Here is a 14959-nt window from a genome sequence, read left to right as displayed (position 1 = left end):
GGACGCATATACGCTCAGGCCCCTTCATGAGCAGCAGTCCTCCTCCCCTCGCCCCGGAACTGGGCACCTCGGACGTCAAGGTCCGCGCCCAACGCTCCATCATCGCCCTGGGCCTGCGGACGCTCGGCTCCCTGGGGCTGCGCGTGGTGAGTTCGCTCGCCCTGTCGCACCTGTTGTTCCCCGGGGACTACGGCGCGTTCGCCATCGTGGCCTTCACCGCCGCGATGGGCGCCTTCCTGGGCGACCTGGGGTTGAGCGCGGCGCTGGTACGCCAGCAGCACGAACCCACGCAGGATGAGATCAGCACCTCGTTCTGGAGCCATCAGGCGTTCACCGTCTGCGTCGTGAGCGTCCTGCTGGTGCTCGCGCCGCTCCTGTCGCGCTCCTACGAGCTGGGGCCCTCGGGCACCGCCATGGTGAGCGTGATGGCGCTGGGGCTGTTCTTCCACTCGCTGCGCGTCATCCCCATCATGGTGCTGGAGCGACAGCTCCACTTCCCCGCCCTCGCGCGCATCGAGCTCATTGAAGGCATCGCGCAGACGGCGAGCACCATCCTGCTGGCCTGGCTGGGCCTGGGCGCGTGGGCGCTCATCGGCGGCGGGCTGGTGCGCGGCGGCCTGGGCATGTTGATGCTCTGGTCCGCGGCGGGCTGGCGTCCGCGGGGCAAGGTCCGGTGGACCATCGTGAAGAGGCTGTTGGGCTTCGGCATCTGGTTCCAGCTCACCGGCCTCATCCCCGCGGTGCTCAACGGGTGGATTCCCCTCGTGGTGGGGCGCATGGAGGGCAAGGACGCGGTGGGCCTCGTGAACTGGGCCACCGCGCTGGCCTCCGTGCCACTGGCGCTGAGCAGCGTGCTCACCCGCGTCGCGTATCCGGCCTACAGTCGCTTGCAGGCGGACTCGGCGGCGCTGGCGGACTACCTGCGCACCTCCATCCGCCGCATCAGCGCGCTGCTGTGCCTCGTCATCCCCTTCGGCGTCATCGCGCTGCCACCGTTCATCCCGGTGGTGTTCGGCGCGCGCTGGAGCCTCGCGTCCACGCTGGTGCAGTGGTTCACCATCGAGGCGTCGATGCAGGCGGTGCAGGGACTGCTGTTCTCGCAGCAGCACGCCAGCGGCCACGCGCGCGAACGGATGTACGTGGCCACCCTCTCCAGCCTCCTGCGCTTCGGGCTGGGGACGCTCGCGGTGATGCAGTGGGGCATCGTCGGCGTCGGGGTCAGCGCGACGGCCGTGACGCTGACCGAGCTGTGGCTGACCGCGCGACTGGTGGCCCGCCGCGCCCCGGAGCTGTCGCGCCTGGAGTTCGAGGTGATGGAGCCCTTCCTCACGGTGGGCGCACTGCTCGCGCTCGCGTTGGGGCTCTCGCGACTCGCGACGGGACAGGGCGGTCTGCTGGTGCAGGCATTGGTGGCGGCGGGGCTGTTGACCGCGTTGGTGCTCGCACGTGAGGCCACGCGGCGGGGCCTGTCCCTGCTGGGTGAGCTGCGCGCCCTCCTCCAGCACGTCCGCGCCCGGCGGGCGCCTCCGTGAGCCAACAGGCGCCAGTCGCCCCCACCTGGCACCTGCTGACCGGGGAGTATCCGCCGGCCCCTGGCGGCGTCTCCGACCACACCCGGAGCGTCGCTCGCGCGCTGGCGAAGGCGGGAGAGACGGTGCGGGTGTGGACCCCTGGTGCCGAAGGCGTGTCCGTGGATCAGGACGTCATCGTGCATCGGTGGCCCGGCCTCTTCACACCGCAGGGCCTCGTGCGCCTGACGCGCGAGCTGGACGCGTGCCAGGGCCCCCGGCGATTGCTGCTGCTGTACGTGCCGCAAGCGTTCGGCTTGAAGGCGATGAACGTGCCCTTCTGCGCCTGGTTCGCCGCGAGGCGGCAGGACGAACGCGAGCTGTTCCTCCACGAAGCGGTGTACCCGTGGAGCCCGGGTGCGCCCTGGCGTCACCAGGTCCTCGCGGGTGTCACGCGAGTCATGCTGCGCACGCTGGCCCACGGCGTGGATCGCGCCTACGTCTCCATCCCCGCCTGGGCGGCACACCTCCCCGAGCCGCTGCGCACCCGCGCCCGGTGGTGTCCCATCCCCAGTCCCCTGCCCCTCGATGCTCCGGACGAAGACGTACGTGCCGTGCGCGAGGCGTTGGGTGATGGCCCGTGCGTGGCGCACTTCGGGACGTACGGCACGGCCATCTCGGATCCGCTCAAGGCAGTGCTCGTCCCCCTGTTGCAGCGGGACGAACGACGGCAGGCGTTGCTGTTGGGTCGGGGCAGCAGTGCCTTTCGTGAAGCCCTGTCGCGCGGACATCCGGCCCTGGCTGGACGAATCCACGCGAGGGACGGGCTGTCACCGGAGGCCGTGGCCGCGCACCTGCGCGCAGCGGACCTGCTGCTCCAGCCCTATCCCGACGGAGTCAGCGCAAGACGCAGCAGCGCGATGGCGGGCCTGGGTCTGGGGCTCCCCATGGTCACCAACCTCGGCCACCTGAGCGAGCCGCTGTGGCGTGAGTCACGAGCGGTGGCGCTCGAGGACGGCACATCGCCGGCCGCGTTGCTGGCGCTCGCCGAAGACCTGCTGGAGCACGGCGAGAAGCGCCGGGCCCTGGGCGAGCGCGCGGCCCGCGTCTATCGCGAGCACTTCGCGCTGGAGCACACGGTGGCGCACCTGCTGCGCCGCGGAGGCACCGCGTGAGTGCCTCACGTGCGTCCCCTCCGCGTCTCCAGGTCCTGATGGATCCGCGCGAAGAAGGCTGGCCCAGCATGGACCTGGTGGGCGAAGCGCTCGTGGAGGGGCTGGAGGCGTTTCCCGCCGAGATCTCCATCACCCGCGTGAGGCCTCCGATTCCGCGCGCCGTGCGCGGCCTGCCCCGATTGGGAAACCGCAAGGCCGCCTTCAACGCGGACCGGCTGCTCACGCGCTTCGGCCTCTATCCCGCACGCCTGCTTCGCGAGCGCTGGGACCACGAGGCCTTCCACGTCGTGGATCACACCTACGCGCAGCTCGTGCACACGCTGCCGGCGGACCGCACCGGCGTCTACTGCCACGACCTGGATGCGTTCCGCTGCGTCCTCGAACCCCACCGTGAACCCAGGCCGTCGTGGTTCCGCCTGATGGCGCGCACCACGCTCAAGGGACTGGAGCGCGCGGCCCTCGTCTTCCACAGCACGCGGCAGGTGCGGGAGGAGCTGCTCGCGCACGGCGTGGTGCCCGCCGAACGGCTGGTGTGGGCCCCCTATGGCGTGTCACCGGAGTACCGCGCCGAACCCGTTCCTGGAGACGCCAGCGACGCCGTGCTCGCGCCGCTCCACGAGCGGCCGTACCTGCTGCACGTGGGCAGCGCCATCCGTCGCAAGCGCCTGGATGTGCTCTTCGAAACCTTCGCGGCGCTGCGAGCACGACACCCGGACCTGATGCTGGTGCAACAGGGTGGCGACCTGGACGCGGCCCAGCGCGCGCAGGTGGAGCGGCTCGGCTTGAAGGACGCGCTGCTGCAACCGCCCCGACAGGAGCGGGCCACGCTCGCGGGCCTGTACCGGCGCGCGAGCGCGGTGCTGGTGCCCAGCGAGGCGGAGGGCTTCGGCCTGCCCGTCATCGAGGCGCTGGCGTGTGGCGTCCCGGTGGTGGCCAGCGACCTGCCCGTACTTCGCGAAGTGGGCGCCGACGCCTGCACGTACTGCCCGGTGGGGGACGTGGCGGCGTGGGCGGACGCGGTGGATGCGCTGCTCGCGGGCCGTGGCTCCGTACCGTCCACGGAGATACGACGCGCCCGGGCCGCACGCTTCACCTGGAGCGCGCACGCGCGCACCGTGCTGGACGCGTACCTGCATCACCTTGACCCTCCCGGACGGGTCTGATTCCATCGTTCGCGCGTGCGCATCGTCTTCCTGAATCCCGTGGGCATCCTGGGCGGTGCCGAGCGCGCACTCGTGGATCTGCTCGCCTGCCTGCGCACGTTGGATCCGACGCTGTCGCTGCACCTCATCACCGGCACGGAGGGGCCGCTCGTGGAGCTGGCCCGGGGCCTGGGCGTGCAGGCCCAGGCGCTGCCGCTCCCGGAGCGACTGTCGGCGCTCGGGGACAGCGGCCTGCGCAACCAGGGACTGGCCGGAGCGTGGCGCTTCGCGCGGGACGTCGCCCCCACGCCCCTGCTGCTCGCCCGTCATGGCATCGCCCTGCGGCGCGCGGTGCGGGACGTGGCGCCCGACCTGCTGCACTCCAATGGCATCAAGACGCACCTGTTGAGCACGGCCACCGCCGGCCTCGCGATTCCGCGCGTGTGGCACGTGCATGACTTCCTCGGCGAGCGTCCGCTCGTGCGTCACGCTCTCGCGGGGCTGCGTCCGCTGGCCTCCGCCGCCATCGCGAACTCGCGCGCCGTGGGTGACGATGCGCGCGCGGTGCTGGGCAACGTGCCCGTGCATGTCGTGCCCAACGGCGTGGACGTGGAGCGGTTCTCCCCGGGTCCCGGTGACGGTGCGCGCCTGGATGCGCTCGCCGGTCTGCCACCCGCGCCTCCGGGCACGCTGCGCGTGGGACTCGTGGCCACGTACGCGCGCTGGAAGGGACACGACGTCTTCCTGGAGGCCGCGGCCCTGCTGACCCGACAGGTGCCGGACCTGCCCGTGCGCTTCTACCTGGTGGGCGCGCCCCTCTACCGCACGGCGGATTCGCAGTTCACGGCCACGGAGCTGCGCGAGCAGGTGGAGCGCCACGGCCTCATGGGCCGCGTGGGGCTGGTGCCCTTCCAGTCCGAACCCGCGGACATCTACCGGGCGCTGGACGTCTTCGTCCACGCGAGCACCCGCCGCGAGCCCTTCGGCCTCACCATCGCGGAGGCGCTCGCCTGCGGTCGTGCCGCCGTCATCTCGAAGGACAGCGGCGCGGCCGAAGCGCTCCAGGACGGCGAGGACGTGCTGGCCATCGCCCCGGGAGAGCCGCACACGCTCGCGGCGGCGCTGCGCCGACTGCTGGAGGACGAAGCCCTGCGAACGACCCTGGCCCGCGCGGCCCGCCACACCGCCGTGCGCTGTTTCTCCCGCGAGCGCTACGCGCGGAACATCCTCGCGGTGTATCGCCAGCTCGTCCCCGAGCGTGTGTCACAAGGGCATCCATGATGCGGCCCCGGAAGCTCGTCACCGTCTCCCATTCCTACGTCGTCACCCTCAACCGGCGGCTGGCCAACGAGATGACGCGCGCGGGCGCGGGCCGCTGGGACGTCACCGCCGTGGCGCCGCGCTCCTTCCACGGGGACCTGGGCCCGCTCGTGCTCCAGCGCGAACCCGACGAGCCCGCGCACATCGAGGGCGTGCGCACCTTCTTCAGCCGCTCCCTGCATGGCTTCGTCTACGGCCCGGAGCTGCGCGCACGGCTGTCCGGCGCGGAGCTGGTGCATGCGTGGGAGGAGCCCTACGTGCTCTCCGGCCTCGAGGTAGCCCTGCTGACGCCGCGCCACGTGCCGCTCGTCTTCTGCACGTTCCAGAACCTGGCCAAGCGCTACCCCCCACCCTTCGCGCAAGCCGAGCGCTTCGTCGTGCGCCGCGCCGCGGGCTGGGTGGCGTGGGGACAGACGGTGCATGACACGCTCCAGGCCCGGACGGGCTATGCGCAGCGGCCCTCGCGCTTCATCCCCGTGGGCGTGGACGTGGAGCACTTCCGACCGGATCCATCCGCGGGCAGGGCCTTCCGCGAGCGCGTGGGCTGGACGGAGGAAGGGCCTCCGGTGGTGGGCTACCTGGGGCGCTTCGTTCCGGAGAAGGGCCTGCGCCTCCTGATGAACGCGCTCGACGGACTGCGTACGCCCTGGCGCGCCCTCTTCGTCGGCGGGGGCCCGCTGGAAGCGGAGCTGCGCGCCTGGGCCTCACGCCATGCGGACCGCGTGCGGGTCGTCACCGGCGTGTCGCACGCGGAGGTGCCTCGCGCGCTCAACGCCATGGACGTGCTCTGCGCACCCAGCCAGACAACGTCCTTCTGGAAGGAGCAGTTCGGCCGGATGCTCACGGAGGGGCTCGCGTGCGGAGTGCCCGTGCTCGCCAGTGACTCCGGCGAGGTGCCCCATACCGTGGGCGACGGCGGGCGGATCCTCCCGGAAGCGGATGTCAGCGCCTGGACCGCGGCGCTCGCGGAGCTGCTGGAGAGCCCTGCCGCGCGTCAGTCCTGGGCGCTGCGAGGCCGGGAGCGCGCGGTGTCCCGCTTCGCCTGGCCGGTGGTGGCTCGGGCGCACCTGGACTTCTTCGACGAAGTGCTCCAGCGCGGCGCCTGACGCTCACGCCTCCAGTCGCGCCACCAGCTCCGCCGCCATCGCGTCCCACGTCCACGCGCGCAGCTCCGACGACAGCACGGCCACGGCAGGCGCCAGCTCCGAGCCCCGGGCCCGCCACTCCTCCAGGCGCCGCACCAGCGCGCCCACGTCCTCCGGATCCTCCAGCAGCAGCCCCTGGAGCGTGGACGGATAACGCTCGGCCACGCCCGCCGTGCGGCTCACGAGCGCGGGGATTCCCACGCACAACGCCTCATGCACACCCAGGCCGTAGGCCTCGTAGCGCGTGGGAGCCACCAAGAGGTCCGCGGCGGCCAGCAGGCGGGGGACATCGTCACGGAAGCCCAGGAAGCGGATCCGCGCCCCGAGTCCCCGTCCCCGCGCCGCGCGCTCCCATGCCTCCTGCTGCGCGCCGGTGCCCACGACCCACAGGTCCACGTCCCAGTCCGCGCGGACGCACAGCCGGGCCCACGCCTCGAAGAGCGTGTCGAAGCCCTTGCGCCGGTCCCCCAGCGCGCCCACGAACAGCGCCACGCGTCGGTCCTGGGGCCATCCCAACGACGCCCGCGCCTCGCGCCGAAGCGCGGGGGACGTGGGCGGGAAGCGTGAGGGGTCGCTTCCCAGGTACACGACCTGGACCCGCGAAGGCTCCACGCCCGTGGCGGCCAGCAGGTCCTGCCGCGTGCGCTCCGAGTTGGCGATGATGATCCGCGCGCGGCGCAGCGCCCGTTGCTCGCGGCGCAGGTACACGCGGTGGCTCACGCGGCCCTTCCATTTCCGCAGCGGTCCACCGACCGGCTCGGGCGTGTGCGCGCCGTGGACGTAGTGGACCCAGTTGGCGGCGGGCACCTCGCAGTTGCCGCCGTTGGCCACCACCTGACCGCCTTCCGCCAGCGTGCGCGCGGCCCAGAAGCGCCCCACGGCCGCGAGCAGCGGCTCGCCCAGCAGGTACGCATTGGCGGGCTTGGGCACACGGATGAAGCGCACGTTGGGGTAGCGCAGGAGCGAGTCCTCCACCCGGTACGCCACGAGCCGCACGGGCCCGCCCTGACGCGCGAGCCAGTCCGCCAGCGCGAGGTTCGCGCGGTCCATGCCTCCCGTGGAGACGAAGTCACCGGTGATGAGGGTGTACGGCCGCATTCCGGTTCCAGTACGCGCTGAAGAAGGCCGCGTTGAGCAGCCAGAACTCCATGCCCATCTGGCTCATGAAGAACTGGTAGCTGAAGGTCTGCGCCAGCGCGCCCAGGTCGTACGCGAAGAGGAGGCTGCCCCACAGCCAGAACTCGCTCCTCGCCTCGTCCCGGCGGCGGGCCATCTGGAAGCTCCACCCCAGGGTCACCAGCAGCGCGAGCGGATAGCAGACGAGCCCCAGCCATCCCCCGTCATAGGCCCACGCCGTCCATTGGATCTCCGCCCAGAGGGGTGGGTTGTCACGGTCGCTGTTGTCACCGAAGTAGGCGTTGGCCATGCCGTAGCGGCCCAGGCCCGCGCCCAGCGGAAACTCCGGCAGGACCTCCGCGAAGGTGCTGTCGAGGAAGCGACCCCGGTTGCTCTGGTACACCTGCGAAGGGTTGTCGGACAGGAGGGTGTTCCAGCGCGTGAGCACCGCGTCGCCGCCGACCGCGACCGCCCAGCCGAAGGCCACCACGGCGAACCCGCCCACCACCGCGGCCAGCGCCACGAGGCGCACCCACCGGCCGCTCACGACGAGCACCAGTGCCATGGCCGCCATGCACACCAGCAGCGTCACCGCCGCGACGCGGACCTGCCCCAGGTAGAGGCAGATCAACCCCACGCCGATTCCCGCCGCGCCCAGGACCTTCTTGAGCGTGCCCTGACGGCTCAACAGGAACGCGCCCCCGAGCAGCACCGCGTAGAAGGCGCCCGTGGAGGCGCCGCCGGGAATGTCCGTCAGGCCCATGGGGCGGAACACGCGCTCGCCGCTCGCCGTCTCGAACTGGAGGCTGCGCACGTAGCCCTCACCCTGGCTCTCGACCATGGTGGACAGCGCGGGCTGGAACCGGCCCGGGAAGGACACCTGCAGGATGCCCAGCGCGGCGCTCGCCATGTTGAAGAGGAAGAGCAGCAGGACGATGCGCCCGAACATCTTCTCGTCGATGCGCAGGCGGCTGGCCCAGAAGACGGGCGCGAACACGGACACCTGGATGCCGAGCTGCGCCGCCGCCGCCATCGGGCTGTTGGTGCCGGGATGGAAGAAATTGAACGCGGTGAGCACCGCCGACGCCACGAGGAAGAGCCTCGCCGGGTGCTTGAGCCGAGGACCCTTCGCCAGCGCCAGCAACGCGAGGCTCATGCCGAACGCCAGGATGCGGAACACGACCCGCAACGGAGACAGCGCCTCCACCAGCAGCGCGAGCTGACAGACGAAGAGCATCGCGATGAAGGCCACCACCACACGGCCCGAGCCAAGGAACCCGGTCGGCTTCTCCACCGGAGCAGGCTCGGTCGGAACGGCCGCGACCGCCGCACGGCGCACGTAACGCTGGTGCAGCACACCGGGTCCGCGAAGTCGCGGACGTTCGGAGCGCGCCCCCTTCATGACAGGGGCTCCCGCACCACGGAGCGCACCGCATCCTCCAGCGCGCGCAGGAACACGGACGGCGCGCTCAGCGCCTTCGCCCGCGCGGGGCCGCCACGTCCCAGCGTCCGCCGCGCCGCTTCGTCCTCGATGAGCCCGCGCAGCGCCGAGGCCAGCATCTCGGGCTTCGGCGGTACGAGCACGCCGCACGACGCATCGACGATCTCCAGCGGCCCGCCCAGCGCGGTGGTCACAACGGGAAGCCCCGCGTACAGCGCCTCCACGAACGCCAGGCCGAAGGGCTCCGGCCCGGTGTTGGGCTGACAGTGCACCTCCGCCGCGCGCAGCAGTCGAGGCACGTCCGAGCGCTGTCCCAGGAAGCGCACCCGGTCGGACAGCCCCAGCCCCGCGACCTGGGCCTTCAAGCTGTCCTCGTAGGCGACCTCCTCCGGACGCTGCGCGCCGCCCACGAGCCACGCCTTCCAGCGAGGCACCTGCCGCAGCCGGCCCAGCGCCTCCAGCAACAGCCGCTGCCCCTTCCACTCCTGCATGCGGCTGGCGTGGACGATGACGACGTCCTCCGCGCTCGCGCCCAACTCTCCTCGGAGCGAAGCGCGCTCGGAAGCCGTGAGCGCGGCGCCACCCTCCGGCACGGGAGGATGCAGCACGCGCCACGGCGTGCGCGGATACACCCGGGCCAGCGTGCCCGCCGTGTAGCGACTGTTGCACAGCGCCAGCTCCGGCACGGTGACGCGCGCCCAGCGCTCCACCCAGTGCGCGCCCGTGAGCGCGTCGTGCTGGAAGAACACGAGCGGCACTCCGGCCGTGCGCACCACCGGTCCGAAGAGGGCCTGCGGCCACGCCGCGTGACACACCACCGCCGAGAACGCCTCGCGCTCCAGCAGCGCCATCAGCGCGCGTCGCGCCTCCCACACCCGCCACGGACGGCTCACCTTCGCGGGCCCCAGCAGGTGCAGGGGAGCGCCCGCCGCGCGCAGCTCGTCCGCGATGCGCCCCTCGAAGCACAGCGCGAACGCATGCTCCGGCCCTTCGCCCCGCTGCGCCCGAGCGAGCGCCAGCGTGCGCAGGAACGTCTCGATGCCCCCGTACAGGTTGCCGCTGGACACGTGCAGCACGCGCATGGCCCGGGCCTCAGCCTCCGCCCGCGACGTGCCGGACCGACACAATGGGCTCGGCCTCCACCAGCGGACGCCGCCCGAGCGCCTCCGCGTACAGGTCCAGGCTGCGCGCCGCCATCACGTCATGCGCGAACTCCGCCCGCGCGCGCTCCCGCGCCCCTCGCGACAGCCGCTCACGAAGCCCGGGCTCCTCCACCAGCCGGCGCGCCGCCGCCGCCAGCGCCCGCGCATCGCCCACCGGCACCGTGAGGCCGGTGCGCTCGTGCAGGCTCACCCACGCCACGCCCGAGTCCGGAACGGCGGTGTTGAGGACAGGCAGTCCGCTCGCCAGCGCCTCCACCTGCGACAGGCCATACGCCTCGCTGCGCGCGTTGCTCGGGAACCACAGCGCGGTGGCGGCCCGGTACGCGCCCGCGAGCGCCTCCGGCGACAGGTAGCCCGCCCACGTCACGCGCTCCTCGATGCCCAGCGCCCGGGCCCGCTCGCGTCCCTCCGCGGCCAGCGGCCCCTCGCCCACGACGACGAGCCGCCCCGGTGCATGCACCAACGCCTCCAGCGCCGTGAACAGGCCCTTGTAGTAGACGAGTCGGCCCACCATCAGCCACAGCGGTCCACCCTCCGCCGCCGCCGTCCACCGCGCTTGCGCCTCGCGCGCTTCGAGCGAGGTCTCGGCCAGGGGGCGCAGGTACGACTCCAGCTCGATGCCCAGCGGCAGCACCCGCACCTTCGACTTGAAGGTGGAGAGCAGCGACGAGCCGCGCACGTACGCGTCGCTCGTGGCCAGCAGCCGCGCCGCGCGCGCGTACAGCAGCCACTCGAAGGGACGGAACAGCGCGCCCGCGACCCGCTGCCGGATGATGTCGCTCTGGTGTGTCACCACCACCGCGGGCAGGCGCGGCACCGCGTCCAGCGCCAGCACCATGGAGGGGTTGGGCACGTGCAGGTGCACCACGTCCACGCCCCGCGCCAGCGCGCGACGCAGCGCCAGGGGCAGCATCGGCATCACGTCCATGCGCGCCACGGAGGCCAGGCGCCCCAGCCGCACCACGCGCACCGGACCGTCCCACTCCTCACGCGTGGGGCTGCGGCCGTGGAACTCGTGGCTGGTGCCGGTGCCGTCCACGGAGTGGTTCGCGCACAGCACCTCCACCTGCGCGCCCAGCGCGGCCTGGGCCTGCGCCAGCGTCCGCACGTGCGCCTCCATGCCGCCGGAGGCCGGGGGGTAGAACTTCCCCAGGTGCAGCACCCGCAGGCCCGCGCCCGTCACGACCGCGCCACCCCGCCCTTCGGCTCGTCCTGGGTCGGGCCGTAGCCCTGGTAGCCCAGGTACGTGTCGCCGTAGCGCGGCTGGCGCAGGTCCACGTCGTTGAGGATGGCGCCGAACATGCGCGCCTGCACGTCCGCCAGCGAGCGCAGCGCACGCCGCGCGGCCCCGCGGTCCGTCTTGCCCGCCTTGAGCACCATCACCACGCCGTCCGCCTGCGTGGCCAGCACCGCCGCGTCCACCACGGCGTTGAGCGGCGGGCTGTCCAGGATGATGCGGTCGAACTTCTCCGCCGCCGTCCGCAGCAGCTCCTTGAAGGCGCGCGTGTGCAACAGCTCCGCCGGGTTCGGCGGCAGCGGGCCACACGGCAGCACGAAGAGGTTGGGCACCTCCGTGCTCTTCACCGCCTTGTCCAGCGAGCCCTCGCCCACCACCAGCGAGCTGATGCCGAAGTCGTTGGGCACGCCGAACGCGCGGTGCAGCCGCGGCCTGCGCATGTCCGTGTCCAGCAGCAGCACGCGGTTGCCGCTCTGGGCCATGGCCACGCCCAGGTTGATGCACGTGGTGGACTTGCCCTCCTGCGGTCCGCTGGACGTCACCACCAGCGTCTTGAACGGATCATCCGGTGACATGAACAGCAGGTTCGTGCGCACCGCGCGGCAGCACTCCGCCACCGCCGAGCGCGGCGAGCGGTGCACGTACAGGTCGCGCTCGCTGGGCTCCTTCCCCGTCTCCATCCGCGGCACCACGCCCAGGAAGGCCAGCCCCAGCACGTCCTCCACGTCCGCCTGCGACGTGACGGTGTTCTCCAGGAACTCCAGCAGCAGCGCCACGCCCAGCCCCAGGAGCAGGCCCATCATCCAGCCCACCATCAGGTTGCGCTGCGTGTGCGGCCGCACCGGCGCCATCACCGGCCGCGCCGCGTCCAGCACGCGCACGTTGCTCGTGCGCAGGAGACCCGACAGCTCCACGTCCTTGAGCCGCTTGAGCACGTCCTCGTACCGGCGCTGGTTGTCGTCCGACTCGCGCTGGAGCTGCCCGTACTCGATGGCCTTCTTGTTCACGAGGAAGGCCTCGGCCTTGGTCTCGTCCAGGAGCTTGTTGAGGTTCTTCTCCTCGCCCTTCACCTCCAGGAGCTGCAGCTCCGCCGAGCGCACCACGTTGCCCAAGCTCTTGAGCAGGTCCTCGCGCACCACCGCCAGCTTGCGGTTGCACTCCAGCAGCTTCGGGTGCTCCGGCAGGTAGCGCTCCGACAGCTCCGCGCACGCGACCTTCTGCTCGCCGTAGCGCATCTTCATGTCCTGGATGGGCCCGTCCTTGGCCCCAGGCACGGCCTCCGCCCACGTCTCATCGTTGCCGGCGGCCTTGCGCAGCTGGTGGATGGCGTCCACGCGCGCCTGCTGCGCCGCGATGCGCGTGCGCACGTCGGTGAGCTTCAGGTTGTAGGAGTTGATGCGCTCGCTGACGATGGAGAGCCGCGACTCCAGCGACGTGGACAGCATGTCCGCGTCCTTCTTCAGGTCGTAGACGGCCAGCTCGCCGGCCTTCGCCTCACGGCCCAGCTCGTCCCGGCGGACCTCCAACCACGTGCGCGCCTCTTCCGTGACGCGCATCTTGAGCGCCTGGTTCTCCGCCATGTACGCGGCGGCCACCTCGTTGGCGAGCAGCGCCGCGCGCTCGGGGTCCACGTCCTCCACCCCGATGTTCATCACCCGCGAGTCCTTGCCGGGCATCACCAGGATGCGCGTGCGCAAGAGCCCCACCGCGTCCGCGCCCTGGAGCGCCTGCACGCGCGCCTTCTCGTCCTGGTTCGCCGGCAGGCCCAGGAAGCCCGGATCGTTGGCCAGCCCCAGCCGGTCCACCACGCGGCTCGACACCGCGCGCGAGGTGATGACCTCACTCTGCGTGCCGGTGTACTCCTTGTTGAACCAGTAGTTGCTGCGCTCCTCCCCCATGACCTCCTTCACGTCGCCGTCGAGGATGCGGGGGGCGGTGACGTCGATGATGAGCGACGTGCTGGCCGCGTAGATGCGCGGCTGCCGCAGCGTCCACGCCGCCGTGAGCGCGGTGACCGCCAGGGCCACCCCCAACGTCACCCAGCGCCTGCGCCACATGCCCCGCGCCCGGTGCAGCATGCTCGCGGACGTCGCGCCGGGAGCTCCTCCGGCCGGGTCCAACACCGTTCCTTCCACGTCGCGTCTCTCCAGAAGGGGGCTGTCGCGGGCGGTCGCACCGGCCCGATACCTCCGAGCCCCGACCTGCACCCACATCGCACTGGGGGAACAACAGGCGGAGCGTGCAACGACCCGGCCGGGTTGTCCATTGCACCGACGGCGCCTGGATGCTCCTCGTCCATCCGTTCCGGTCCGTGAACGCGCGCCCCGAAAGCGCCTGTGGTAGTCAGCGGCGCCATGGTTCCAGCTCTCTCCGTGGTCCTCCCCTTCACCCCGGCCACCGCCGCCGCCGCGGCGCGGTTCGCCCATGCCCTGGCGGGCCAGGCCCAGGTCGTCCTCGCGGGTGAAGGTCCGGTGGACGTCACCCCCGGCCCCAACGTTCACGTCCTCTCCGCCCTGGGCGGCAAGGGAGCGGCCATCCGCGCCGCGCTCCCCCACGTCACCGGCGGCATGACGGTGCTCCAGGACCCGGACGGCGCCTACTCGCCGGACAGCTACGCCGCCCTGGTGCAGCCCCTGCGCGACGACACCGCCGACGGCGTCTTCGGCCGCCGCCCCGGCAACTCCGCGGAGATGATGGCCGAGCGCGCCCTGGGCGGCATCACCCGCTTCGTCACCGACGTGGCGCTGGTGGATCCGCTCACCGGCCTGCGCGCCTTCCGCACGGACGCGCTGCGCTCCATCCAGCTCACCAGCGACGACGACGCGGTGGACGCGGAGCTCGTGGTGAAGATGGCCGCGCAGCTCTTCCGCCTCACGGAGGTGTCCCTGCCGCCCCTGCAGGCCGTGCCCCGCCGCCCGGCGTCCGCGCACCTGGCCCGCCTGCGCACGCTGGTGCGCTACGCCACCGTGCGCGACGACGCGGACAATCAGCACGAGGGCTACTCCACCCTGGAGCGCATGGACGGCGCCACCCACTACAACCAGTGGCTGGGCCGCCGCTTCCGCGAGCACATGGGCCGCCGCGTGCTGGAGATTGGCGCCGGCATCGGCACCATCACCCGCGAGCTGGAGGCCGGCGCGGAGCATCTCGTGGCGCTGGAGGTGGAGCGCTTCTACGTGGACCGCCTGAAGAACCTCTTCCGCGGCAAGCCCCACGTGCGCCCCTACCTGTCCGACGTGGCGCTCGCGGACTGGGAGTCGCTCAAGGCGGAGAACCTGGACACCATCGTGCTGTCCAACGTGCTGGAGCACATCCCGGACGACGCGTCCGCGGTGCGCCGCTTCCGGCAGATCCTCCAGCCGGACGGCCGCGTGCTCATCCTCGTGCCGGCGCTGCCGCAGCTCTTCGGCGCCATCGACGAGGCGGTGGGCCACTACCGCCGCTACACCCAGGAGTCGCTGCGCGCGGTGCTGGAGGAGAACGGCTTCCGCGTGGACACGCTGGAGTGGATGAACCTGGTCGGCCTGCCCGGCTGGTTCCTCAACAGCCGCATCCTGCGCCGCCGCGCGGTGCCCAAGCTCCAGCTCAAGCTCTACGACACGCTGGCGCCCCTCTTCGCCCGCGCCGAGCAGCAGGTGAAGCTGCCCGTGGGCATGAGCCTGTTCGCCGTCGCCCGCGCCGTCTGACGCCCCCTTGAGCGCCACGCCCCACC

The 14959-nt window shown here is 72.1% G+C and carries 11 protein-coding genes; 6 read left to right on the top strand and 5 right to left on the bottom strand.

Translation table 11 applies throughout. From position 1 onward, the window contains the following. Nucleotides 1-26: 26 nt before the first annotated feature. The 5 genes from D7V97_RS09290 to D7V97_RS09270 are packed head-to-tail and all read left to right on the top strand — an operon-like array spanning nucleotide 27 to nucleotide 6251. Nucleotides 27-1532, top strand: coding sequence for an oligosaccharide flippase family protein (locus D7V97_RS09290; protein WP_120610251.1), 1506 nt, complete (start codon nucleotides 27-29; stop codon nucleotides 1530-1532). Beyond that, the gene (locus tag D7V97_RS09285) at nucleotides 1529-2683 is read left to right on the top strand and encodes a glycosyltransferase (RefSeq protein WP_120610250.1); all 1155 of its coding nucleotides are present in this window, start codon (nucleotides 1529-1531) and stop codon (nucleotides 2681-2683) included. The genes D7V97_RS09290 and D7V97_RS09285 overlap by 4 nt, the downstream gene beginning before the upstream one ends. 38 nt (nucleotides 2684-2721) lie before the next feature. Further along, on the top strand, nucleotides 2722-3846 hold the full coding sequence (locus D7V97_RS09280; protein ID WP_120610249.1) for a glycosyltransferase: 1125 nt from the start codon (nucleotides 2722-2724) through the stop codon (nucleotides 3844-3846). A gap of 15 nt (nucleotides 3847-3861) precedes the next feature. Next, nucleotides 3862-5106, top strand: a complete 1245-nt coding sequence (locus D7V97_RS09275; protein WP_120610248.1) for a glycosyltransferase family 4 protein — start codon at nucleotides 3862-3864, stop codon at nucleotides 5104-5106. Next, on the top strand, nucleotides 5103-6251 hold the full coding sequence (locus tag D7V97_RS09270; protein WP_120610247.1) for a glycosyltransferase family 4 protein: 1149 nt from the start codon (nucleotides 5103-5105) through the stop codon (nucleotides 6249-6251). Before D7V97_RS09275 ends, D7V97_RS09270 begins: the two co-directional genes overlap by 4 nt. Nucleotides 6252-6254: 3 nt before the next feature. Here the strand turns inward: D7V97_RS09270 and D7V97_RS09265 are convergent, their stop codons facing one another. From D7V97_RS09265 to D7V97_RS09245, 5 genes are read right to left on the bottom strand one after another with little or no spacing between them, the layout of a single operon-like run. Next, entirely contained in the window at nucleotides 6255-7388 is a 1134-nt protein-coding gene (locus D7V97_RS09265; RefSeq protein WP_233582600.1) for a glycosyltransferase family 4 protein, read from the bottom strand. After that, on the bottom strand, nucleotides 7360-8808 hold the full coding sequence (locus D7V97_RS09260; protein ID WP_120610246.1) for an O-antigen ligase: 1449 nt from the start codon (nucleotides 8806-8808) through the stop codon (nucleotides 7360-7362). The genes D7V97_RS09265 and D7V97_RS09260 overlap by 29 nt, the downstream gene beginning before the upstream one ends. Continuing rightward, on the bottom strand, nucleotides 8805-9929 hold the full coding sequence (locus D7V97_RS09255; protein ID WP_120610245.1) for a glycosyltransferase family 4 protein: 1125 nt from the start codon (nucleotides 9927-9929) through the stop codon (nucleotides 8805-8807). The genes D7V97_RS09260 and D7V97_RS09255 overlap by 4 nt, the downstream gene beginning before the upstream one ends. A 10-nt stretch (nucleotides 9930-9939) precedes the next feature. Then, complete coding sequence (locus D7V97_RS09250; RefSeq protein WP_304988500.1) at nucleotides 9940-11130, bottom strand: glycosyltransferase; 1191 nt, start codon at nucleotides 11128-11130, stop codon at nucleotides 9940-9942. Between the two features lie 59 nt (nucleotides 11131-11189). After that, nucleotides 11190-13382 (bottom strand): polysaccharide biosynthesis tyrosine autokinase, encoded by a 2193-nt coding sequence (locus tag D7V97_RS09245; RefSeq protein WP_120610243.1) that lies wholly within the window; start codon nucleotides 13380-13382, stop codon nucleotides 11190-11192. A gap of 219 nt (nucleotides 13383-13601) precedes the next feature. Between D7V97_RS09245 and D7V97_RS09240 the strand changes: the two genes are divergently transcribed. Beyond that, a complete protein-coding gene (locus tag D7V97_RS09240; protein ID WP_120610242.1) occupies nucleotides 13602-14933 on the top strand; it encodes a bifunctional glycosyltransferase/class I SAM-dependent methyltransferase in 1332 nt (443 codons plus the stop codon). Nucleotides 14934-14959 lie beyond the last annotated feature (26 nt).

The sequence above is a fragment of the Corallococcus sp. CA053C genome, assembly GCF_003611675.1.
Taxonomy (GTDB): Bacteria; Myxococcota; Myxococcia; order Myxococcales; family Myxococcaceae; genus Corallococcus.
The sequence above is the reverse complement of the archived record's forward strand: the minus strand, read 5'-3'. Positions and strand labels throughout refer to the sequence as shown.